We start from the raw sequence: 22820 nt of genomic DNA, 5'->3' as shown, positions 1-22820 counted from the left end.
GCCCGTCCGCGGGGCGAGCGGGCCCGGCGGTGTTCGTTCCTGGGACGACGCTTTCCACAACCGGGCAGCCGTCCCCGGAGCCCCCCCAGCTCCCCGAGTGATTCCGGGAGGTTGGGAGGCGGACCGGTCCTGGCACGCCCTTCGCTCTAGGGCCCGGACGTGGACATTCCCAAGAAACCCAAGACCCGTCGCAAGCCCTGGCTCCTCGCGGGCCTCGGCGTGCTCGTGCTCGTCGGCGTGACGGTGGGCCTTTCCCGGCTCCGCGCCGCCGCCCCCACGGTGGAGCGCGGCACGGTGTGGCTCGACACGGTGAAGCGGGGGCCGATGATCCGCCAGGTCAAGGGCGCGGGCACGCTGGTGCCCGAGCACATCCGCTGGCTCACCGCCGACACCGCGGGCCGCGTCGAGCGCATCCACGTGCGGCCCGGCACGTCCGTGGAGCCGGGCACGCTGCTGCTCGAGCTGTCCAACCCGGACGTCCAGCTCCAGGCCCTGGAGGCCGAGCGCCAGCTCGCCAGCGCGGAGGCCGAGCTCATCTCCCTGCGCACCAATCTGGAGACGCAGCGCATCTCCCAGGCGGCCACCATCGCCACCCTGGAGACGGAGGCCATCAACGCCGAGAACCAGGCCCAGGCCACGGTGGCGCTGATGGACCGTTCCTTCGTGCCGAAGCTGGAGCTCCAGCAGGTGAAGGGCAAGGCGGGCGAGATGGCCACGCGGCTCGGCCTCGAGCGCCAGCGGCTCTCGGTGATCCAGTCCAGCACGCGTGAGCAGCTCGCGGCGCAGCAGGGGCAGATCGAGCGGCTGAAGGCGGTGGCGCGCTTCCGCCGCAACCAGGTGGACTCCATGCAGGTGAAGGCGGGGGAGGGCGGGGTGCTGTCGGAGTTGCCGCTGGAGCTGGGGCAATGGGTGACGCCGGGCACCGTACTGGCCAAGGTGGTGAAGCCCGAGAAGCTGAAGGCGGAGCTGCGCATCGCGGAGACGCAGGCGCGGGACATCCAGGTGGGCCAGCGCGCGGAGGTGGATACGCGCAACGGCCTCGTCGAGGGCACGGTGGCCCGCATCGCTCCGGCGGCCAGCCAGGGCACGGTGCGCGTGGAGGTGATGCTCACGGGCGAGCTGCCCCGGGGCGCGCGGCCGGATCTCACCGTGGAGGGCACGGTGGAACTGGAGCGGCTGGGCGAGGTGCTCTCCATGGGCCGGCCCGCGGGCGCCCAGCCCAACGCCACGGTGTCGCTCTTCAAGCTGGTGCCGGGCAGTGACGAGGCGGTGCGGGTTCCGGTGCGGCTCGGCCGGGGCTCGGTGAATTCCATCGAGGTCGTTGAGGGCCTCGCCGAGGGTGAGCAGGTGGTGCTCTCGGACATGACCGCGTGGGACGCGGTGGAACGGGTGAGGCTGCGATGATGACGGTGACCGCGGTACAGACTCAGGAGACGGCTCCGGTGGAAACCCCTTCGATGGTTCAGCAGAAGGCCCTCCTGCAGCTCGAGGGAATCACGAAGGTCTTCGAGACGGAGGAGGTGGAGACGCACGCGCTCTCCGACGTCCACTTCGCGGTGCGGCCCGGCGAGTGGGTCTCCATCGTGGGGCCCTCGGGCTCCGGGAAGACGACGCTGCTGGCCCTGCTGGGGCTGCTGGACACGGCCTCCAAGGGCACCTACCTGCTGGATGGCCGGTCTGTGTTGGACCTGTCCCCGGCAGAGCGGGCGCTGGTGCGCAACCAGCACATCGGCTTCATCTTCCAGAGCTTCAACCTGATCGGAGACCTGTCCGTCTACGAGAACGTGGAGCTGCCGCTCACCTACCGCGGCATGCCGGCGGACGAGCGCCGCCAGCGGGTGGAGCGGGCGCTGGAGCGGGTGGGCATGGGCCACCGGGCGCGGCACATGCCGGGGCAGCTCTCCGGCGGTCAGCAGCAGCGCGTGGCCGTGGCGCGCGCCGTGGCGGGAGATCCGCTCATCCTCCTGGCCGACGAGCCCACCGGTAACCTCGACTCCAAGAATGGCGAGCAGGTGATGCAGCTCCTCTCCGAGCTTCCACAAGGGCGGCGCCACCCTCATCATGGTGACGCACGATCCGAACCAGGCGCGGCTCGGTACGCGCATGGTGAGCCTCTTCGACGGCCGCGTCGTCCAGGACGAGCGCCTCCGCTGATCCCCTGAAGTCCTCCCCTCGGGAACCCCCATGGACACCTTCCTCCAGGATGCCCGCTTCGCGCTGCGCCTGCTCCGCAAGAGCCCCGGTTTCACGCTGGCGGCCGTCATCACGCTGGCGCTCGGCATCGGCGCCAACACCGCCATCTTCAGTGTGGTGAATGGCGTGCTGTTGCGCCCGCTGCCTTACAAGGCTCCCGAGCAGCTCGTCTTCATCCAGGAAGGCACGCCCAGCTTCCCGTCGATGAGCGTGAGCATTCCCGACTTCATCGACTGGAGGGAGGGACAGAAGAGCTTCACGGACCTGGCCGCCTACCGGAACGGGGCCTTTGATCTCACCGGGGTGGACATCCCCGAGCGGCTCGGGACGCGGCTGGTGAGCGCCTCGTTCCTGCCGTTGCTGGGCGTCAATCCCGTGCTGGGGCGCAACTTCCTTCCCGAGGAGGACGTGCTCGGCGGGCCTCCGGCGGTGATGCTCTCCCATGGCTTCTGGGTGCGGCGCTTCGGCCAGGACCGGAACATCCTCGGCAAGAGCCTGACGCTCAATGGCGTGCCGCACACCGTGGTGGGTGTCCTGCCCGAGGACTTCCAGTTCTACACGGCCCAGGACATCTGGGTGCCCCTGGCCCGGACGGAGAAGCGGTTCTTCGAGCAGCGGGGCAACCACCCGGGAATGTACGTGCTGGGACGGCTCAAGCCCGGGGTGACGCTGGAGCAGGCGCGGGCGGATCTCGAGGCCATCGGCCAGCGGCTGCAGGAGGCCCATCCGGACTCCAACAGCAAGGTGCTGCCGCGCCTCTCGATGTTCCATGACCGGCTCGTGAGGGATCTGCGTCCCAGCCTGCTGGCCCTCATGGCGGCGGTGGGCTTCGTGTTGCTGATCGCCGCCATCAACGTGGTCAACCTGCTGCTCGCCCGCGGCGCGGCCCGCCAGCGCGAGCTGGTCATCCGTGCGTCGCTCGGAGCCGGGCGCGGCCGGCTGATCCGCCAGATGCTGGTGGAGTCCGCGCTGCTGGCGTTGGTGGGCGGAGGGCTCGGACTGGTGCTCGCCTTGTGGGGCGTGGACGTGCTCGCGGCCTCGAGGCCGGAGGGCATTCCCAGCACCGCGACCTTCTCCGTGGATGGCAAGGTGCTGGCCTTCACGCTCGTGCTGTCGCTCGGGGTGGGGGTGCTGCTCGGCATCCTTCCGGCGCTCCGGGCCAGCCAGGTCTCGCTGGTGGAGACGCTCAAGGACACGGGGGCGGGGGCTTCGCGTTTCCGGGGCCGGGCGCGCGACGCCCTGGTGGTGGCCGAGGTGGCCCTGGCGCTCACGCTGCTGGTGGGGGCGGGGTTGCTGACGCGCACCTTCGTCCAGCTCAAGGGGTTGGATCTGGGCTTCCGGCCCGAGAACGTGCTGACCCTGCGCATGTCCGCACCGGAGAGCCGCTTCCCGGGCCCGGAGGCACTCCGCAACTTCATCGAGCAGTCGCGCGAGCGGCTGCAGGCGATGCCCGGGGTGCGCGCGGCCACGTATTCCAACGGAATGCCGCTGATCGGCTTCTCCGACACGAGCTTCAAGATCGCGGGCCGGCCGCCTCCCGAGAAGGGGGAGTCGCCGCAGTCGGTCATCTTCATCACCGCCTCCAATTACTTCGAGGCCATGGGCATCCCGCTGCTGGAGGGACGGGGATTCGGGCCGGGTGATCGCGTGGGGAGCACGCCGGTCATCGTGGTGGACGAGGTGCTGGCGAAGCGCTTCTTCCCTGGGCAGAGCGCGGTGGGGCAGCGGATCCTCACCCAGGGCGACCGGGAGTTCGAGATCATCGGCGTGGCCAAGCACCTCATCGCCTACGGCCCCGGAGAGCCGGAGCCCGCGCCCTTCCAGTTCTACCTGCCCTTCCAGCAGGTGCCGGACGAGTTCGTGACCCAGATTGGCCGCTCGCTGACGCTGGCCGTCCGGGGCGAGGGCGGCACCGACGCGCTGATGTCTCGGGTGCGCGAGGAGTTCAAGGCGATGGACCCGGATCAGGCGCTGTCGGGGGTGGCCACCATGGACTCGGTGGTGGAGAACTCCATGGCGGATCGCCGGTTCGTGCTCGGGCTGGTGGGCCTGTTCGCCGTGCTGGCCCTGGTGCTCTCGAGCATCGGCATCTACAGCGTCATGTCCTATACGGTGGCGCTGCGCACCCGGGAGATGGGCATCCGCATGGCGCTCGGGGCGCGCGAGATGGATGTGGTGCGCCTGGTGGTGGGCTACGGGGTGCGGTTGGCCCTCATCGGCGTCGCCATCGGCGCGGTGGCCGCGGGCATCCTCACCCGGCTGCTCGACAGTCTGGTGCAGGGCGTGGGGACGACGGATCCGCTGACCTTTGGCGGGACGGCGGTGGTGCTGGCGGGCGTGGCCGTGCTCGCGAGCTGGGTGCCGGCGCGGCGCGCGGTGAAGGTGGACCCCGCCCAGACGCTCCGCGCCGAGTGAGGGGAGCGAGCAAGCGTCATCGCCGGCCCCTCCGTTTTCCCTCCGGGCCAATGCTTCTGGCAGAGTCTCCTCCTCCCAGGTGTCCGCCGTGTCCGAGTCCGCCACCCCCGCCCCCGCCAGCGCGCCCCAGCCGCGCATCCTCATCGCCGACGACCAGGCCGACGTGCTGGAGGCCCTGCGCTTCCTGCTCAAGCGCGACGGGTATGTCATCCACACCGCCCAGTCCCCGGCCGGCGTCCTGGCCACGCTGGAATCCCAGGACGTGGACGTGGTGCTGATGGATCTCAACTACGCGCGGGACACCACGTCCGGGCGCGAGGGGTTGGATCTGCTCGCGCGCGTGCGCCAGTTGGATTCCTCGTTGCCGGTGGTGGTGATGACGGCGTGGGGCAGCGTGGAGGGCGCGGTGGAGGCCATGCGCGGTGGAGCGCGCGACTACGTGCAGAAGCCGTGGGACAACACGCGGCTGCTCGCCACGTTGCGCACCCAGCTCGAGCTGGGCCGGGCGCTGCGCCGCTCGCGCCGGTTGGAGGAGGAAAACACCCACCTGCGCAAGGGCGGGGAGCGTCCCACCTTCGTCGGCGAATCCCGGGCCATGCAGCCCATCCGCCGCATGGTGGAGCGCGTGGCACCCTCGGGGGCCAACGTCCTCATCACCGGCGAGCACGGCACGGGCAAGGAAGTGGTGGCGCGGTGGATCCACACCGCCTCGGGCCGTCCCGAGCGGCCCTTCGTCGCCGTCAACTCGGGCGGCCTGTCCGAGGGCATCTTCGAGAGCGAGCTGTTCGGCCACGTGAAGGGCGCCTTCACCGACGCGAAGACGGACCGCATCGGCTGTTTCGAGCTGGCCGACGGGGGGACGCTCTTCCTGGACGAGATCGGCAACATGCCGCTCACGCAGCAGGCCAAGTTGCTGCGCGTGCTCCAGACGGGCGAGCTGCACCCGGTGGGCTCCTCCAAGGTGCGCCGGGTGTCGGTGCGCGTCGTCTCCGCGACGAACGTGGACCTGTCCAAGGCGGTGGCCGAGGGCCGCTTCCGAGAGGATCTGCTCTACCGCCTCAACACGGTGGAGGTGCACCTGCCTCCGTTGAGGGAGCGGCGCGAGGACATCGCCCTGCTGGCGGCGCACTTCCTCACCATCCACGGCCAGCGCTACGGGCGCTCGGGGCTGAAGCTGTCGCCGTCCGCGCTGGATGCGCTGATGGCCTATGCCTGGCCCGGCAACGTGCGCGAGCTGGAGCACGCGGTGGAGCGCGCGCTGCTCATGGCCGGCACGGACGAGGTGACGGCGGAGGACTTCCTCCTGCGCCGCGGCGGGGGCGGCGGCCGCGAGGGCCAGGCCCGGCTGGAGGAGATGACGCTGGAGGAGGTGGAGCGTTACCTCATCGAGCGCTCGCTCGGCCGGCACGAGGGGAATGTCAGTGACGCGGCGAAGGCGCTCGGCCTGTCGCGCAGCGCGCTCTACCGCCGCATGCAGTACTACGGCATCAAGGGCGCGCGGTGAGCCGGCGCAAGCCGCTCGCGCACGACGTCCACATCTTCCTGCTGGCGCTGCTGGCGGGACTGCCGGGTTCCGTCACCGCGCTCGTGCTCCTGTGGGGGGGCGACGCGAGCGCGAAGGTGTGCTGGACGCTCTCCCTCCTGGTGCTGGGCGTGCACCTGGGCGCGGCGCTCGCCGTCCGCGAGCGCGTCACCCGTCCGTTGCAGACGGTGGCCAACCTGCTCGGGGCCCTGCGCGAGGGGGACTACTCGGTGCGCGGGCGCGGCGCGCGGGGGGGAGATCCCCTGGGCGAGGTGTACCTGGAGTCCAACGCCCTGGCGGACACGTTGCGCGAGCAGCGGCTGGGGGCCATGGAGGCGGACGTGCTCCTCACCCAGGTGATGCAGGAGATCGACGTCGCGGTGCTCACCTTCGACGCGGAGGGGACGCTGAAGTTCGTCAACCGCGCCGGGGAGCGGCTGCTCGGGTTGCCTCGCGCGCGGTTGATGAACCAGAGGGCCGAGGGGCTCGGGCTGGCGGAGCTGCTGGAGGGCCCGGTGCCGCGGCGGCTCACGCGCACCTTCGCGGCGGAGGGCGGGCCGTACGAGCTGCGCCGGGGGACGTTCCGGCAGGGGGGACTGCCCCACCAGCTGGTGGTGCTCGCGGATCTGCGCCTGGCGCTGCGCGAGGAGGAGCGCGAGGCGTGGCGGCGGATGGTCCGGGTGCTGAGCCATGAGATCAACAACTCGCTGGCGCCCATCCACTCCATCTCGGATGCGCTGAAGGACTCGCTGGGGCAGGTGCCGCGGGCGGCGGACTGGGAGGAGGACGCGCGGATGGGCCTGGGCATCATCGCGCGGCGCAGCGAGGCGCTGGGGCGCTTCATGTCCGCCTATGCCCGGCTGGCGCGCCTGCCACCGCCGAGGATCTCTCCTCTGGAGGTGGACCCGTGGGTGCGGCGGGTGGCGGCGCTGGAGACGCGGCTGCCGGTGGAAGTGCGCCCGGGGCCCATGCTCGCGGTGAGCGCGGACAGCGATCAGTTGGAGCAGCTCCTCATCAACCTGGTGCGCAACGCGGTGGACGCGGCGCGCGAGCGGCGGGGCAGGGTGTGGGTGTCGTGGACGGCCCCGTCCGCGGACGCGGTGGAGGTGTGGGTGGAGGACGAGGGCCCGGGCCTGGCGGACACGGCCAACCTCTTCGTGCCCTTCTTCACGACGAAGCCGGAGGGCAGTGGCATCGGCCTGGCGCTCAGCCGGCAGATCGCCGAGGCCCACGGGGGCAGCCTGCGCCTGGAGAACCGGACGGAGGGCCCGGGGTGCCGCGCGCGGCTGCGGCTGCCGTTGAACGCGCCCGGGCTGCGGCGCTGAACCTCAGCGCTGCGCGGAGGGCAGGCGGATGGTGAAGGTGCTGCCCTGGCCCGGCTGGCTCTGCACGTCGATGCGGCCCTTGTGCCTGGCGATGATGCCGTAGCTCACGGACAGCCCCAGCCCCGTGCCCTGGCCGCGCGGCTTGGTGGTGAAGAAGGGCGTGAAGAGCTTGGAGATCGTCTCCTGCGTCATCCCCTTGCCGGTGTCGGCGATCTCCACCACCACCTCGTTGCCCTCCTGCCGGGTGCGGATGCGGATCTCTCCCCGCGTTTCGATCGCCTGCGCCGCGTTGACGAGCAGGTTGGTGAAGACCTGGGAGATCTGCGTGGGGTGGCAGCTCACGGGCGGCAGCGGACCGAAGTCGCGCTTCACCTCGCATTTGTACTTGAGCTCGTTCCAGACGATCTTCAGCGTGGAGGCCAGCTCGGTGTTCACGTCCACGAGCTGCGGCTCGCCCGTGTCCTCGCGCGCGAACGAGCGCAGGCTCTGGGCGATCTCCTTGATGCGCCGGGTGCCCGCCAGCGACTCCTCGATGAGCTCCGGCATGTCGCTGAGCAGGTAGTCCACTTCCTCCTGCTTCCACAGTTCGCCCATGCGCTCGAGCAGCTCCGCGTTGGCGCCGCCCGGGTTGGACAGCAGCTCTCGCTGCAGTTGCAGCAGCGGGGTGAGCGAGGAGACGTACTGGTCGAGCGTCCCCAGGTTGCTCATCACGTAGCTCACCGGGTTGTTGATTTCATGCGCGACGCCCGCGGCCATCTGCCCCAGCGAGGCCATCTTCTCGGCCTGGATGAGCTGGGCCTGCTGCTCCTCCAGCTCGATGGTGGCCTTGAGCAGCTTCTCGCTGCGGTTGCGCACCAGCTCCTCGAGGCTGTCGCGGTGGCGCCGCAGCTCCTCCTCCTGCTGCAGCAGGCGCACCTCGGACTGCTTGCGGTCGGTGATGTTGCGGATGATGGACACGGCCTCGTCCTGCCCACTGCGCAGGATGCGGGCCTCGAAGTACTCGCGCCCGCCAGGCAGGTCCAACGCGTAGTCGAAGACCTCCAGGGTGCCTTCCCGGATGGCGCGCCCCAGATGCATGAACATCTTGTCGAGCAGCGGCGCGGGGAAGGGCGTCTGGCGCATGTTGCTGCCGATGATCTGCTCGGGGGGGATGGCCAGGTCCTCCGCCCGGGAGGCGTGGTAGTCCAGGTAGGTGCCATCCGCGCTCTGGCGCAGCACGAGATCCGGAAGGGTGCGGATCAGCGCGCGCAGGCGCTCCTCGGTGCGCTTCTGGGCGGTGATGTCCACGTTGGTGCCCACCATGCGCAGCGGGCGGCCCTGCTCGTCGCGCGCCACCACCCGGGCCCGGGTCAGCACCCAGGTCCAGCCTCCATCCTTGCGCCGCAGGCGTTGCTGGTTCTCGATGAGCGGCGTGATGCCCTTCAGGTGCTCCTGGACGAGCCGCTCGGCCTCCTCCGCGTCCTCGGGATGGCACAGGCCGGCCCATGTGGCCTGCGTCTGCTCCAGCTCGTCCTCGGCGTAGCCCAGCATGCCCAGCCAGGCCCGGTTCGCGAACAGCCGGCCCGTGATCATGTCCAGGTCCCACAGGCCGTCCTGCACGCTCTCCATCACCAGCCGCAGCCGCTCGGCCAACAGCCGCACGCGCTCCGCGCTCGCTTCCTGGGTCTGGCGCATCTCCTGCTCGGCCCGGCGCCGCCGCTGCTCCTGGCGCCCCCCCGTGAGGAGGCCGCCGCAGGCGTGCACGAAGGGCAGGAGGAAGTCGATGACACCGGTGTCGTAGCCGCCCGGGCGCTGTGCGAGCCCCACCACTCCCACCCGCTCCCCTCCGCACTCCAGGGGCAGCCCGAGGAAGGTGTGCCGCGCGCCGGGACCTCCGGACAGCACGGGCGCTCCCGTGGAGAAGACGGCCCCCACGAGCGCGCGCGGCTCCCCCGGCTCCTGGCCTGGGGCGTGGAGCTCCCACGTGGTGCCGTCCTCCTCCCGCGGGAAGCTGGCGAGGAGCCGGAGCGAGGGGGGGCCACCGGCGCCGGCGAGCACCTCGCCGATGACGCCGGAGGTGCTGCCCGTCAGCTCCAGCACCACCGTGAGCAGCCGCTGGAGGAGCTCCCTCGGCTCTCCCCCTTGGATGAAGTCCGCCTGGGCCTCGGAGATCGCCCGCAGCAGGGCGTGGCTGGCCCGAAGCTTCTCCTCGGCGGAGCTCTCGCCACCGGTGGTCATACCGGACGGGGCCCGGGAAGCGGGAGCGGGGCCTTGGGGGAGGGATGCCATGGGAGGGAACCTTGGGAGAGTGCGGCGACGGCGCCCGGGGACGTAAATCTACCTGAAATCTCCTGGAGTTACACGTGTCCGCTCCCGGGACACTCCGTGTCAGCCGAAGAACACCATCAGCAGATGGCCCAGCGAGGCGAGCACCACCGCGGCGGCCGTCGTGCACGCGGCCGTCAAGAGGACGGGGTGCTTGTCCACCGAGCGGAGGGCCTCGTGGAGCCCGCGCTTCATCAGCGTCCGCTGGCACTGCACGTGGATGCGGCCCTCCATGACCTCCTGGAGCACCTGCATCATCTCGTCCACGGACTGGTAGCGCTGCGCCGGCTCCTTCGCGAAGCCCTTGTGGAGGAACCAGCGCAGCTCGGAGGGCACCGGGGGCTGGTGCGCGGTCGAGCCGTCGGCGAACAGCCCGGGCGCCTCCTTCTGCACGCCCTCGAGCACCTTGGCCAGCGACTCACGCCCCTCCAGGTAGTGGCGCAGGAAGAGCAGCTCGTGGAAGAGCACGGAGAGGCTGTACGTGTCGCTGCGCTCGTCCACGGCGTCGTGCTGTCCCCGGGCCTGCTCGGGCGACATGTAGAAGGGCGTTCCCACCACGGCGCCCATCTGCGTCTGGAGCGAGGCCGCGTCGCGCAGGCTGGCGGGCGCGCCGCCGGTGGACGAGGCCCCCGGGGCCGCGCTTGCCGGGGTGCGCACGCGCCGGGCCAGGCCCCAGTCCATCACGGTGACCTCGCCGTAGGGCCCCACCATGATGTTGGCGGGCTTGAGATCGCGGTGGATGAAGCCCTTGCGGTGCGCGTACGCCAGCGCGTTGAGCACGCCGAGGAAGAGCTGCACGCGCATGGGGAAGGTGAAGCGCGCGTGCGTGGCGCGGTCCCCCTGGCGCAGCTTGTGGATGATGGTCTCCAGCGTGTCGCCCTGCAGGTGCTTCATCACGAAGAAGTAGCGGCCCTGCTGGTCGATACCGACGTCGTGCACCGGGACGATGTTGGGATGGTCCAACTGCCCGATGGTGCGGATCTCCTCCACGAAGCGGAGCACGCGATCCAGGTCCGTCGCCTCCGTCAGGCGCTTGAGGGCCACCATCCGCTCGATGTCGTGATCCTTGAGCAGCACCACCTCGCCCATGCCGCCCTGGCCCAGCGGCTGGAGCTCCTCGAAACGCTCCCGCTCGAAGGGGACCACGTTGGGCTTGTCTCCGGTCCACTCCACCCGGGGGAGCACCGTGCTGCGCCGCGCGGCGCCGGATGCCGGAGGGCTCTGGGGCAGCCCAACGGAGGCGGGGGCATTCCCAGGCTGCGCGGCCGGGGAGATGAAGGTGGCATCCAGGCTGGCGTTCGGGACGTATCGGAGCGTGTCCGTCATGGGGTTCCCTGAATAACAGAACCTCCGCCGTCACGCCCGGCTGCCTGCTTCCTTCCTCCATCTTGTGGCGTATTGGCCTACACCGTGCGCCCCCTAGGCATCTCGCGGCAGGCGGCGTGCGACCTCGCGCAGGGTGACGCGCTTGTGCTCGGGCTCCATGTCGTAGAGCACGACGTAGTCCCCCACCACGAGGGAGAGCGACGTGAGCAGACACACGGTCTTCAGCAGCGTCAGGGTGTGCGGTCCCAGGTTCGCCAGCCGGGCGGCGACCGCGTCCAACTCGCCGCGGACGCGCTGGTAGGTCTCCAGGGGCAGGTGGGAGAGCTGCTTCCAGGCCCCGGAAGACACCTCGATGCTGTAGGCGGTGACGTTCTCGGAGAGGCTCATCTCGCGGATGGGTGAAGCACAAACCAGGCCAACCCGCGCTCCCTGCGGATCTCCGCACCTGTCCGGCGGGACACCCCGGACCCGTGGCTTTTTTTCAGGAAGAAAGGTGAAGGAATGACCGCTCTCTCCGGGAGGGGAGGCCCTCACGCGGTCAGGGAGAGGGTGTCCTCCGGACCCTTGTCGCAGGAGCGGCCCGCGGTCAGGGGGTGGCGCGAGAGGCAGACGCGGAACGTCGTTCCCTCCTCGGCGGTGGAGCGCACGGTGATGGAGCCGCCGTGGGCCCGCACGAGATCCTGGGCGATGTAGAGCCCGAGTCCCAGGCTCGTGCGCTCCGTCCCGGCCGGCGTCTCTCCCCGCCGGAAGGGCTCGAAGAGCAGGGGCAGCAGGTGCTCGGGGATGGGCGCTCCCTGGTTGCTCACCTCGAGGAGCACGCTCTCCGCGTCCTGCTCCCGGGTGGAGAGCCGCACGGGCGTGTGGTCGGGGCTGTACTTGAACGCGTTGTCCAGCAGGTTGGCGAGCACCTGCGCCAGCCGCGCCTGGTCCCACTCTCCCTGCAGCACGCCGGGGGCGAGGTCACACAGGAGGAGCCGCTGCGGGCGCGCGGCCTGGAGCTCGTCGGCGACCCTCCGGCACATCTCGTTGAGATCCCCGGGACGGCGGGACACCGGGATGCCGCCGCCGAGGCGGGCGCGGGTGAAGTCGAGCAGCAGATCCACGATCTGCCGGATGCGCTCGCCCCCCCGCTCCACGCGCTCGAAGGCCCTGCGCTGGGCCGGCTCGAGGTGGTCCGACGCCAACTGGGTCTGCGCCGTGGCGAGGATGGCGGACAAGGGCGTGCGGATGTCGTGGCCGACGATGCCCACGAGCTGCTGCTCCAGCTCGGCCGCGCGCTCGAACTCCTCCTGGGCGCGGCGGTGCTCGGCGAGCTCCAGCGCCTGGCGCTTGAGTTGCTCGCCCCGCAGGTAGAGGTCCACGAAGACCTGCACCTTGGAGCGCAGGATGTCCGGATCCACCGGCTTGAGCAGGTAGTCCACCGCGCCCTGCTCGTAGCCGCGGGTGATGTAGGCCGCCTCGCGGCTGAGCGCGGTGATGAAGAGGAGGGGAATATGCCGGGTGCGCTCGCGCGAGCGGATGAGCGCGGCCGTCTCCAGGCCGGTGAGCCCTGGCATCTGCACGTCCATGAGGATGCAGGCGAAATCCTTCTGGAGGAGCTGCAGCAGGGCCTCGTCTCCCGAGTGCGCCAGCACCACCTCCTGCTCCAGGGGCTCCAGGATGGCCTGCAACGCGAGCAGGTTGGCCGGAACGTCGTCCACCAAGAGGATACGGGCACGCACCGGCTCGGCGTTGAACGCATCCGCCGCCCGGGGCGGCCCCAACCGTGAAAGCTTGCTGGACGACACCGCTCTCCCTGTTCCGTCGAAGAAGAAAGGACACGGCGAGCAGGTCTGGGCACGCACCCCCTCAACACCTGCCCGCCTCGCACTGGGCGCACCAGGGAACACCGGTGGCGGGCACCTTCATCCGGCAGGCGCGCGAATGTTCGCGATGTAGGGGGAACGCACACCTCAGGGGTAGACGTCTACCACCGTCAGTCGTGGGGGGGGGCTTCAGTAGGCCGGGAACGTCAGGGAGCGGCCCGCTTCGAAGCGGGGATCCTTCTGGAGCGATTCCAACACGCCGGAGGTGCAGTGGAGCGTCACCAGGGGGATGCTGCCCGGGTCGCTGACCCATTTCACCGAGTCCATCAGCGCATGGGACTGGAGGTAGCTCACCACGGTGTCGCGAAACTGCTCACCCATGGCGCACGCCTCGGCCTGGAGGGCCGCCCGGTCCCGCTGGGGCGCGGGGCGGTAGTGGGCGGCGGGCTCTTCCCGGGGCATGACAATGGTTTCGATCCACATGCTGAGCCTCCGGTCTCACAAGCCAAGAAAAGCGGTCATTAGATTATCGCAAGTGACGGGTTTTGGGTTGCGTCATTTCTCATTTCTCACCGGAGCCATGTGGGGCGCCTGGAGGGGATGTATTCGGGGGCGGGGTGCTGTTGAGCGATGACCAGATGCGCGAGGCCTGAGGCGAATCGGCCTTGCCCCGCACCACGGCGAGCACCCGGCCCTGGGCATCGAGGGCGAAGACGGAGGGCAGCTCGCTGGAGCCGAGGCCCAGCGTGTCGGCGAGGGAGCCATCTCGGTCGAGCAGGGTGTCATCCCAGAAGGGCCGGGGCACCTGCTCCTGCACGCGGCGGCGCACCGTGCCCGTGCCCACGAAGAAGGGCAACTGGAGGGAGATGACGGACTCGCGCTGGATGCGCGCGGGGAGGTGCTGGTCCGCGGCCTCGAACCACCGCCGCATTTCCTCCCCCGCGTCCTTGTCGGTGATGGCGACGAGCAGCGTGGGCCGGCCCTGGTACTCCCGGCTCGAGTGCTCCTTGCCGAGGAGATCCCTGGCCGTGAAGCCGGGCAGGGGCTCTCCCACGCCGGGCCTGTCCGAGGCCCACGCGGGAAGCGCCAGGGCGCTGGCCGTGAGCAGCACCTTCCACCCGGCACGGGTTGCTCGAAGCTCCGGCATGCACTCCTCCTCGTGGAGATGGATGCGGCTCTTCGTAGAATGTGACGGCGGGGTGGCCGGAGCCCGGTGGCCGGGTCCCTGGGCGGGCGGGCGGACCGGGCGCCCGCTCAGAAATCCTGGGCGATGGGGAGCCGGAGGGTGAAGGTGCTGCCCTGGCCGAACTGGCTCTGCACCTCGATGCGGCCCTTGTGGTTCGAGACGATGCCCTCGCTGATGGACAGGCCCAGCCCGGCGCCCTTGCCGGGCGGTTTGGTGGTGAAGAACGGGCTGAAGATCTTGGTGAGCACCTCCGGCCTCATCCCGTGGCCCGTGTCGGTGATGCGTACGAGCACCTCGTCCCCCTCGTGCAGGGTGGTGACGTGGATGACGCCGCGCTCGGGAATGGCCTGGACGGCGTTGAGCAGGAGGTGGGTGAACACCTGGTTGAGCTGGGCGGGGCGGCCGAGGATGGGAGGCACCTGGGCGTAATCGCACTTCACCTCGCACCGGTACTTGAGCTGGTTCCACACCACCTTGAGCGTGGTGGCCAGCTCCTTGTTCACGTCCACCAGCTCCGGCTGCTTGGAGTCTTCCCGGACGAAGGCCTTCAGGCTCTGCACGATGTCCGCCACGCGGTGGGAACCTTCGCGCGAGTCGTTGAGCAGGTCGGTCACATCGCCCAGGAGGTAGTCGAGATCCTCCTGCTCCTGGAGGGTGCGGATGCGCGCGAGCAGCTCGGCCTGGGGGCCCTGGGACTCCGGGCCGAGCCCGTCCGCCAGCTCGCGGTAGAGCTTGAGCAGCTCGGTGAAGACCGAGAGGTACTGGGTGAGGGTGGTCAGGTTGCTGGTGATGTAGCCCAGCGGGTTGTTGATCTCATGGGCGATGCCGGCCACGAGCTGTCCCAGCGAGGCCATGCGCTCGGAGTGGAGGAGCTGGGCCTGGCGCTCCTCGAGCGCCACGGTGGTGTGGAGCAGCGACTCGGTGCGGCTCTGCACCAGCTCCTCCAGGTGATCCCGGTGGCGCTGGAGCTCCTCCTCGCGCTGGCGCAGCAACTCCTCGGTGTCGCGCTGCTGCTGCCGGCCGCGCCAGCCCAGGATGATGCTGCAGCAGGTGGCGACGAAGGGCTGGAGGAACTCGATGAGCTCCGGGCCGTAGCCGCCGGGGCGGTTGGCGATGCCCACCGTGCCCACCAGCTCGTCGCCGGACTTGAGGGGCAGGCCGAGGAACGCATTCAGGGGCGGGTAGCCCGGAGGGAGGCCGCCCGCATGGGGGTCCGTCTGGGGCTCGTTGGTGACCACGGCCTCGCCGGTGGTGAGCACCCGGCCGAAGAGCGTCTCGAGGTTGCGGAGCTCCAGGCCGTGGGTGATGGCATGGGTGCGCACATAGGGGGCGCCTTGCGCATCCCGGAGCACCTCGCCGATGAAGCCGTACTCGCTCTCCGTCAACTCCAGCAGCACGGCGAGCAGCTTGTCGAACAGGTGATGGGCCTCACTGCCCTCGATGAACTCGAGCTGGGCCTCGGTGAGCGCCTGGAGCAGGCTGTTGCTGGCATGGAGCGCCCGCTCGGCCACGAGCGCACGCGAGCGGGTGCGACCCTGGGCTGAGTCCGGTCGGCGGCCCGAGACGGCTTTGCTCATCGTTTCACCATGCTAACCCGCTTGGGGGCGCGGACCGGCTCCATCATCGGTCCACCTGGGAATATGTCCAAGCTCGCATGCTCGGAGTGCTGCCGGCCTTACACGCGGTGCTGTTTCCAGCGTCCTCGGCGGAACACCCAGGCGCCCAGCAGGGCGAAGGCGGAGAAGGCGACGGCGATGGAGACGAAGGCCCCCGTGGGCCCCAGCTTCAGGGGCCCGGTCAGCAGCCAGGCGAGCGGGAAGCTCCAGTACCCAGAAGCACAGGAGGTTGAGCAGCATCGGGGTGGTGGTATCACCTGCTCCGTTGAGCGCCTGGGTGAGCACCATGCCGTAGGCATAGAAGAGGAAGCCGGCGCTCACGACGCGCAGGCAGCGCACGGCGATGGCGGCCACCTCGGGGTCCTGGGTGAAGGTGGAGATCAGCGGCTCGGCGAAGAGGATGAAGCCGAGCCCCACCGAGCCGAGGAACACCATGTTGTAGAGGCCCGCGCGCCAGACGGCCTGCTCGGCGCGCTCGGGCCTGCGGGCGCCCAGGTTCTGTCCCACCAGCGTGGCCGCGGCGTTGCTCATCCCCCACGAGGGCAGGAGGGCGAACAGGATGATGCGCATGCCGATGGTGTAGCCCGCCACCGCGGCACTGCCGGCCGCCGCCACGATGCGCACCAGCACCGTCCAGCTCGCGGTGCCCAGCATCGTCTGGAACACGGCGCTGCCCGACAGCCTCAGCATGGCGAGCAGGGTGGCCGGCTCGAAGTGCAGGTGCTCGCGGCGGATGGACACCCGGCTGGTGCCCCGGAAGAGCCGGTAGAACTGGTAGCAGACACCCACCCCGCGGCCGATCGTGGTCGCCAGGGCCGCGCCCACCACGCCCAGCTCCGGGAAGGGCCCCAGGCCGAGCACGAGACACGGGCACAGGAGGATGTTGAGCGCGTTGGCGAGCCCGAGCACGCGCATGGACACGGCGGCATCGCCCACGCCGCGGAAGATGGCGTTGATGAGGAAGAGCAGGAGGATGATGACGTTGCCGCCCAGGAGGATCTGCGTGTAGCGGTACCCCTCTTCCACGACCCAGCGTGAGCCGCCGAGCAGCGCGAGCAGGGGCTGGGCGAACACCACGCCGGCCACGGCGATGGGCACGGAGACGAGCACGCCCAGGGCGATGGTCTGCACGGCCACGCGTGCGGCCGCGTCCGGATCCTTCTCGCCGGTGCGCCGGGCGATCATCGCCGTGGCCCCGATGCTCAACCCCATGGCCAGGGCGTACAGCAGCGCGAGGATGGACTCGGTGAGCCCGACGGTGGCGATGGCCTCGGAGCCCAGGCGGGACACGAAGAACACGTCCACGAGGGCGAAGACGGACTCCATCAACATCTCGAGGACCATGGGGACGGACAGCAGCAGGATGGCCCGTCCCACGGGGGCCTCGGTGAAGTCCTGCTCGGTCCCCCGGACGGCTTCCTTCAGGGAGTCCCAGAGACTCGGGGCAGGGCCTTCATGTGCGCTCATGGGCCCCACATAGCCCGAAGCGCCTCTGGATTCTCAGGAATCCAGCAGCGGGAAGAAATGGCCGATGGGACCATTGCCCCGGCCGATCGCGAGCGGGTGCTGGAGGGCCCGGGTGACATACTGCTTGGCCTGCCGGGTGGCCTCGAGCAGTCCGAGCCCCAGGGCGAGGTTGGCGGCGATGGCCGCGGACAGCGTGCACCCGGTGCCGTGCGTGTTGCGCGTCTCCAGCGAGGCCAGGTGCAGCGTCTCGAAGCGCTCGCCGTCGAACCAGACGTCGGTGCCGCACAGGGAGCCCGGCATGGCGCCGCCCTTGACGAGCACCGCCCTGGGCCCGAGCCGGTGGATGCGGCGCGCGGCCTCCCGCATGTCCTCCAGCGTGTGGAACTCCAGGCCCGCGAGAAGCTGCGCCTCGTGCCGGTTGGGGGTGACGAGGGTGGCCAGGGGGAGGAGCTGGTCGCGCAGGGCCGACACGGCCTCGTCGTCGATGAGGCGGGAGCCCGCGCGGGACACCATGACGGGATCCACGACGAGCGGGGTGATGCCGAGCGTCCGGACGCGCTCGGCCACGGTGGAGATGATCGCCCGGTTGACGAGCATGCCCGTCTTGGCGGCGCCGATGCCGATGTCCGAGGCGACGGCGTCGATCTGGGCGGCGACGGACTCGGGGGGCATGACGTCCACCCGGGTGACGCCGAGCGTGTTCTGGGCCGTCAGCGCGGTGAGGGCGCTGGTGCCATGGACGCGGTGGAACGAGAAGGTGCGCAGGTCCGCCTGGATGCCCGCGCCACCACCACTATCCGAGCCCGCGATCGTGAGCGCGGTCGCTACCTTCCTGGGGTGCTCCATGGGGGGGAACATAATTCCGAGGGAGTGCCGTCTCCACGCAACTTCTGGGGCGGCTTCGGCGATAATGGAATTCGGACTTCCCACCCGTACGGGCGGTGTCCCCCTGGAGACTCCATGTCCACCATCAACGGCCTGACCGGTCCCCGCCTGCCCACCTCGACGACGGCCTCGTCCTCGGCGGGCGCGGCCTCCCGCACGAGCTTCCTCTCGCGCGTGCAGGCGAGCGCCAGCGGCGCCGTGGCGATCCGCCCGGCCAACGCCCCCCTCGTCTCCGGCCGCGACATCGTCTCCCAGACGGTCTCCGCCGCCCGGAAGGAGGCTGCCGCCGGTTCCACCCAGGACGCGGCCGCCCCCGCCATGTCCCCGGAGGAGCAGGCCGTCCGGGAGATGTCACGCATGTCCCTGATGAACACCGTCCAGTCCATCTTCCAGGGCTTCGGCCAGATGCCCAAGCCCGATCAGGACTGAGCGCCGCCTCAGAACTTCGGGATGCGCAGCGTCTTGCTGATCATCGCGCTGCCGCTGGCGAAGTAGAGCAGCACGATGGGGTGGAACTGGAAGGGGCCCACGTCCCACACGCCGAAGGGGAGCGAGTCCCCGGTCTGGCCCTTCCAGAAGAAGAAGGCGAGCACCATCACCAGCGCCAGGCTGGTGGGGATGGGGGTGCCCTCGAAGTACTTCACCTTGCCCGTGTTGTCCGAGAGGGTGGCCGCGGTGACGTTGAAGCGCGCCAGGCGGCTGATGCCGCAGCCCACGAAGTAGAGCAGCACCGCCACGTCCAGCGCGCCGCGCAGCCCCATGGCGAAGGCCAGCGCCGCGGGCGCCATGCCGAAGGAGACGACGTCCGAGAGCGAGTCCAGATCCGCCCCCAGTGGCGAGGACTGGAAGCGCCAGCGCGCGATGCGGCCGTCTAGGGCATCGAGGATGAAGGCCAGCGGCAGCAGCCCGAAGGCCAGCCACAGCCAGTGGTGCATCCCGGTGGCCAGGTACTGCATCTGCGCCAGGATGGAGCCCGCGCCCGAGAAGGCATTGCCCAGCGTGACGAAGTCCGCCGGCGTGAAGGTGCGAATCATCGAGAAGTGGCGCGGCTCACGTTTCTGCGGCGACTCCGTCGGCATGCTTTCCCTCCGCGGCCCCCGGGGGGCGTGGAACCCGAGGCTTAGCGCATCTTGCGGCCTTCGCCGCTTTCTTTGCGGGGCGGTGCGCAGGAATTGCACGGGCCGTGAGCCGGCCCTCCGCTACGCCTGCCCGCCCGGCCGGTGGTGGCGGACCGCCTCGCGGAAGCCGCGGAACTTCTCCACCAGCTCCTCCATGGCCCGCTGCGACACGTCCGTCACGTCCTCGGCGAGCTTCTCCGCGTCGCGCACCACGGGCTCCAGCTCCTTCCACTTCTCCCGGGCCTCCATGCCGGCCAGGTGGATGTCCACGCGGATCTCATCGCGCAGGGTTTTCAGCCGGCCGAGGTTCTCCTTCATCCAGTCGCGCATCTGTCGCTCGTTCATGACGCGTCCCTCCGTTTCGTGCTGTGTCCAGGGCGGAAGAGAGCAAGCGACGTGCCGGTCCTCTATCGGACGCGGGTCGTGCCGTTCCGCCCGGTAGCGGACACGCGCGCAGGTGGGAGTCGCGGGGGAATGCCTGTCCCGGACGGAGGGAGCGGGGTGGGCGTTGCCCCCCCCACCCTGGGTGCCTAGCTTCGCACCCTGATTCCTCCGGGTCCCTCGCAGGGGCTCCGGGTGGGTGGGCGCAGGGTGGGGTGGGGAAGGGGAATGGGATCCATGAGCAGGCGCTGGGGCCTGTGTGTCCTCGCAGTGTTGTCGGTGCTGACGGGGTGTGCCGATCGTGACCGTCCGGCCATTGCCGATGGCAGGCTGACGGCGACGCCGGGTGGGTTGGACTTCCAGCGGGTGGCGATCTTCGACGGGCGCGAAGCGGAAGTGGTGCTGCGCAACGTGGGGCGCTCCCGCATCATCGTGGACGAGGCCTGGGTGGAAGGTCCCCCGGGGACCTGGCAGGTGGACTTCACCCACGAGGGGCCGCACTCGCTCGTTCCGGGCGGGGATTGCTCGCTGCGGGTGCGCTTCACGCCGCAGGGGGAAGGGACGCTGCCGGCCACGCTGGTGGTGCGCTCGGACTCGAAGAAGGAGCCGCTCATCCGCGTGCCGTTGCAGGGCAGCGGGGTGGATGCCTGGGCGCGCGTGACGCCGCGGCGGCTGGACTTCGGGCGCATCGAGGCCGACTCCTCCAAGACGCTCACCTTCACGGTCAACAACCCCACGGACATGCCGGTGGAGGTGTTGCCGAAGCTGGTGGGAGCGGACCGGGACGAGTTCACCTCGGCGCCGGTGACGCTGGGGCCTGGGGAGCAGCGCGAGGTACCCATTACCTTCTCGCCGGGGCGGGTGGGCCGCAAGCAGGTGGCGCTGGCGGTGTCGCCGTGCAGGGGCTGCTCGGACGTGGCGGTGCAGGTGGCGGCCGAGTCGCTGGAGCAGGCGGTGGTGGCCGAGCCGCCGCTGCTCGACTTCGGCTCCATTCCCGTGGACAAGGACAGCTTCCGGCTGGCGCGCCTGCGCAACCTCAGCACGGAGCCCATGACGATCACGGAGCTGAAGCTGGAGGGCCGGGATGCCTCCTTCAGCCATGGCGCCCCGGGGCTGCCGCTGGTGCTGGAGGGCGGCGAGACGCGCACCTGGGAGCTGCGTTACAGCCCGGGCCACATGGGGCCGGCCGAGGACATGGCCTTCTTCCACGTGGTGAGCAAGCGCCACCCCACCACGGACGTGGCGCTGCGCGGCTATGGCGGCGCGGCGGAGCTGTGTGTGTCGCCCCTGGCCCATGACTTCGGGCGCCAGCCGAGGGGCTCGAAGACGGCGGTGACCGTCAACGTGAAGAACTGCGGTGCCGCCAACGGGGGGCCGCTCACCCTCTACGGGCTCGAGTTCCAATCGGCGGACGGGCACCCGGACGCGGACGTCCAGTTCAACGTGGCCCCGCTGGCGCTGCCACACCGGCTGTTGCCCGGTGAGGAGGTGAACTTCAAGGTCTTCTACGAGCCCATGCGCGAGGGCGCCGCGGCGGGCCGGCTGCTGATGACGACGGACGTGTACACGGGCAGCACCACGGAGATGAACTTCACGGGCCTGGCCGAGCCGCACCTGCCCTGCCGGCTGGCTGTCACGCCGGCGGAGGTGGACTTCGGCACGGTGGAGCCGGGGTATGGCGCGGTGCTGGGCGTGAAGGTGGCCAACACCGGCACGGACCTCTGCGCGGTGAAGAACATCCGCCTGAGCGACGACGGGGGCGGGGTGTTCAGCCTGCCCGGCGGCGCGCTGGACGGCGTCATCATCTATCCGGGGGACTACTTCAGCTACATGGTGGCCTTCCGCTCGCCCGTGACGGGGGGTGACTTCACGGGGGTGGTGCAGTTCGAGCCGGCGGATCCCGCCACTCCGGTGGTGCGGGTGCCGCTGATGGCCCACTCGCAGAACGCGTGCCTGGTGGCCTCGCCGCGCTTCGTGGACTACGGCGTGTCGCGCCCGGACTGCGCTCCGGCCCCGCGCGAGGTGAACTACCTCAACGCCTGCCGCTCGCCGGTGACGGTGTCCAACGTCCTCATCGGCCCGGGCACCACGGATGGGGAGTTCGAGCTCCACGACGCACCGGCCACGCCCTTCACGCTGGACTCGAACGACGGCTTCACCGTGACGGTGGGCTACCTGGCCCAGGTGTACGGGCTCAACATGTCGCCGCTCTTCGTGGACTCGTCGGATCTGCCGGTGCCGCTGCTCGTCCCGCTCATCGGCGAGTCCTCCAGGCGCATGGACAAGACGGACACGTTCATCCAGCAGGACGGCTCCAAGGTGGACGTGCTCTTCGTGGTGGACAACACCGCGTCCATGGTGGAGGAGCAGCCGCGCATCGTGGCGGCCATGCCCGCCTTCGCCGACGCGGCCCTGGGCAAGGGCGTGGACCTGCACGTGGCGGTCACCACCACGGGCATCGACGAGGCCTCCGCCGCGTGCCCCGGCGGGGCCAACGGTGGAGAGGCGGGCCGCTTCGTCCCGGTGGACAACAGCCGGCCGCGCATCCTGACGAACCGCACGCCGGGCCTGGCGTCCGTGCTGCAGCAGAACGTGAACGTGGGCCAGTGCGCCCAGGTGGAGCAGGGCTTCGAGGCCGTGCGGCGCGCCCTGTCGCCGCCGCTGGTGAACAACGCGGACGACGTGCGCACGCCTCCGAAGAACGACGGCAACCTGGGCTTCCTGCGCGACGAGGCGGCGCTGGTGGTCGTCTTCATGGGCGACGAGGATGACCACTCGCCCGACAGCGTGGACACCTACGTGCGCTTCCTCCGCACGCGCAAGGGCGAGAACCAGCCGCAGCGCATGACCATCTATGCCATCGCGCCCACGGCCTCGGGCTGCCCCACCTCGGGCGGCGCCGGGACGCGCTACGCCGAGGCCGCCTCCCGCACCGGTGGCGAGGTGCTCTCCGCGTGCGCCGCGGACTACGCGCCGCTGCTCCGCTCGGTGGCCACCAAGGCGTTCTCCGCCCAGGACCGCTTCCCGCTCAGCGAGCCGCCAGACGCCGGCAGCATCGCGGTGCGCGTGAATGGAACCGCGGTTACTGGATGGACCTACGACGGCGCCACCAACAGCGTCGTCTTCTCCACGGCGCCCGCTCCGGGCGCGAAGGTGGAGGTCTACTACCGCCGCGCCTGCCGCTGAGCAGTGCGGCGGGGGAGCGCTCCGGAGCCGGTAAACCGGCTCCGGAAGGGACATGTCGGCCCTGGGTGCTACAGCTCTGCATCGGTCTGTG

General features: G+C 70.3%; 17 protein-coding genes and 1 pseudogene. 7 read left to right on the top strand and 11 right to left on the bottom strand.

Annotated elements, in window-relative coordinates; genetic code table 11:
- Positions 1-159: 159 nt before the first annotated feature.
- The 5 genes and pseudogenes from ACN28I_RS12715 to ACN28I_RS12695 all read left to right on the top strand — a co-directional run bounded on the left by ACN28I_RS12715 (position 160) and on the right by ACN28I_RS12695 (position 7455).
- Complete coding sequence (locus ACN28I_RS12715; protein WP_420942305.1) at positions 160-1404, top strand: HlyD family secretion protein; 1245 nt, start codon at positions 160-162, stop codon at positions 1402-1404.
- A gap of 53 nt (positions 1405-1457) precedes the next feature.
- Positions 1458-2154 (top strand): annotated as a pseudogene (locus ACN28I_RS12710) (ABC transporter ATP-binding protein).
- Between the two features lie 30 nt (positions 2155-2184).
- Complete coding sequence (locus ACN28I_RS12705; protein ID WP_420942304.1) at positions 2185-4608, top strand: ABC transporter permease; 2424 nt, start codon at positions 2185-2187, stop codon at positions 4606-4608.
- A gap of 88 nt (positions 4609-4696) precedes the next feature.
- A complete protein-coding gene (locus ACN28I_RS12700) occupies positions 4697-6112 on the top strand; it encodes a sigma-54-dependent transcriptional regulator (protein ID WP_420942303.1) in 1416 nt (471 codons plus the stop codon).
- Positions 6109-7455: a sensor histidine kinase gene (locus ACN28I_RS12695; protein WP_420942302.1), complete on the top strand. Its 1347-nt coding sequence runs from the start codon at positions 6109-6111 to the stop codon at positions 7453-7455. The genes ACN28I_RS12700 and ACN28I_RS12695 overlap by 4 nt, the downstream gene beginning before the upstream one ends.
- 3 nt (positions 7456-7458) lie before the next feature.
- On the opposite strand, the gene ACN28I_RS12690 is transcribed toward ACN28I_RS12695, so the two are convergent.
- The 9 genes from ACN28I_RS12690 to thiD form a co-directional block, all read right to left on the bottom strand.
- The gene (locus ACN28I_RS12690) at positions 7459-9723 is read right to left on the bottom strand and encodes an ATP-binding protein (RefSeq protein ID WP_420942301.1); all 2265 of its coding nucleotides are present in this window, start codon (positions 9721-9723) and stop codon (positions 7459-7461) included.
- Positions 9724-9822: 99 nt separating this feature from the next.
- Entirely contained in the window at positions 9823-11085 is a 1263-nt protein-coding gene (locus ACN28I_RS12685) for a serine/threonine-protein kinase (RefSeq protein ID WP_420942300.1), read from the bottom strand.
- 93 nt (positions 11086-11178) lie between these two features.
- Complete coding sequence (locus ACN28I_RS12680) at positions 11179-11472, bottom strand: type II toxin-antitoxin system RelE family toxin (RefSeq protein WP_420942299.1); 294 nt, start codon at positions 11470-11472, stop codon at positions 11179-11181.
- Positions 11473-11615: 143 nt separating this feature from the next.
- Positions 11616-12872 carry a hybrid sensor histidine kinase/response regulator gene (locus ACN28I_RS12675; protein WP_420942298.1) on the bottom strand — a complete coding sequence of 419 codons (1257 nt, stop codon included), beginning with the start codon at positions 12870-12872 and terminating at the stop codon, positions 11616-11618.
- Positions 12873-13079: 207 nt separating this feature from the next.
- Positions 13080-13373 carry a hypothetical protein gene (locus ACN28I_RS12670; protein ID WP_420942297.1) on the bottom strand — a complete coding sequence of 98 codons (294 nt, stop codon included), beginning with the start codon at positions 13371-13373 and terminating at the stop codon, positions 13080-13082.
- A gap of 79 nt (positions 13374-13452) precedes the next feature.
- A complete protein-coding gene (locus ACN28I_RS12665; RefSeq protein ID WP_420942296.1) occupies positions 13453-14037 on the bottom strand; it encodes a TlpA family protein disulfide reductase in 585 nt (194 codons plus the stop codon).
- Positions 14038-14144: 107 nt separating this feature from the next.
- Positions 14145-15653 (bottom strand): ATP-binding protein, encoded by a 1509-nt coding sequence (locus ACN28I_RS12660; RefSeq protein WP_420942295.1) that lies wholly within the window; start codon positions 15651-15653, stop codon positions 14145-14147.
- A 12-nt stretch (positions 15654-15665) separates the two neighbouring features.
- On the bottom strand, positions 15666-17159 hold the full coding sequence (locus ACN28I_RS12655) for an MATE family efflux transporter (RefSeq protein WP_420942294.1): 1494 nt from the start codon (positions 17157-17159) through the stop codon (positions 15666-15668).
- 33 nt (positions 17160-17192) lie between these two features.
- Positions 17193-18005 (bottom strand): bifunctional hydroxymethylpyrimidine kinase/phosphomethylpyrimidine kinase, encoded by an 813-nt coding sequence (gene thiD, locus ACN28I_RS12650; RefSeq protein WP_420942293.1) that lies wholly within the window; start codon positions 18003-18005, stop codon positions 17193-17195.
- 114 nt (positions 18006-18119) lie between these two features.
- On the opposite strand from thiD, the gene ACN28I_RS12645 reads away from it, so the two are divergent.
- Positions 18120-18473: a hypothetical protein gene (locus tag ACN28I_RS12645; RefSeq protein WP_420942292.1), complete on the top strand. Its 354-nt coding sequence runs from the start codon at positions 18120-18122 to the stop codon at positions 18471-18473.
- A gap of 8 nt (positions 18474-18481) precedes the next feature.
- On the opposite strand, the gene ACN28I_RS12640 is transcribed toward ACN28I_RS12645, so the two are convergent.
- Complete coding sequence (locus tag ACN28I_RS12640; RefSeq protein WP_420942291.1) at positions 18482-19123, bottom strand: CDP-alcohol phosphatidyltransferase family protein; 642 nt, start codon at positions 19121-19123, stop codon at positions 18482-18484.
- Positions 19124-19243: 120 nt separating this feature from the next.
- Positions 19244-19507, bottom strand: a complete 264-nt coding sequence (locus ACN28I_RS12635) for a hypothetical protein (protein WP_420942290.1) — start codon at positions 19505-19507, stop codon at positions 19244-19246.
- 273 nt (positions 19508-19780) lie between these two features.
- On the opposite strand from ACN28I_RS12635, the gene ACN28I_RS12630 reads away from it, so the two are divergent.
- Positions 19781-22729, top strand: a complete 2949-nt coding sequence (locus ACN28I_RS12630; RefSeq protein WP_420942289.1) for a choice-of-anchor D domain-containing protein — start codon at positions 19781-19783, stop codon at positions 22727-22729.
- Positions 22730-22820: the final 91 nt, after the last annotated feature.

Origin of the sequence: Archangium gephyra (assembly GCF_049060025.1) — a bacterium.
GTDB lineage: Bacteria > Myxococcota > Myxococcia > Myxococcales > Myxococcaceae > Archangium > Archangium gephyra_A.
Note: the sequence above shows the minus strand (reverse complement) of the source record. Positions and strands in the feature narration are given on the sequence as shown.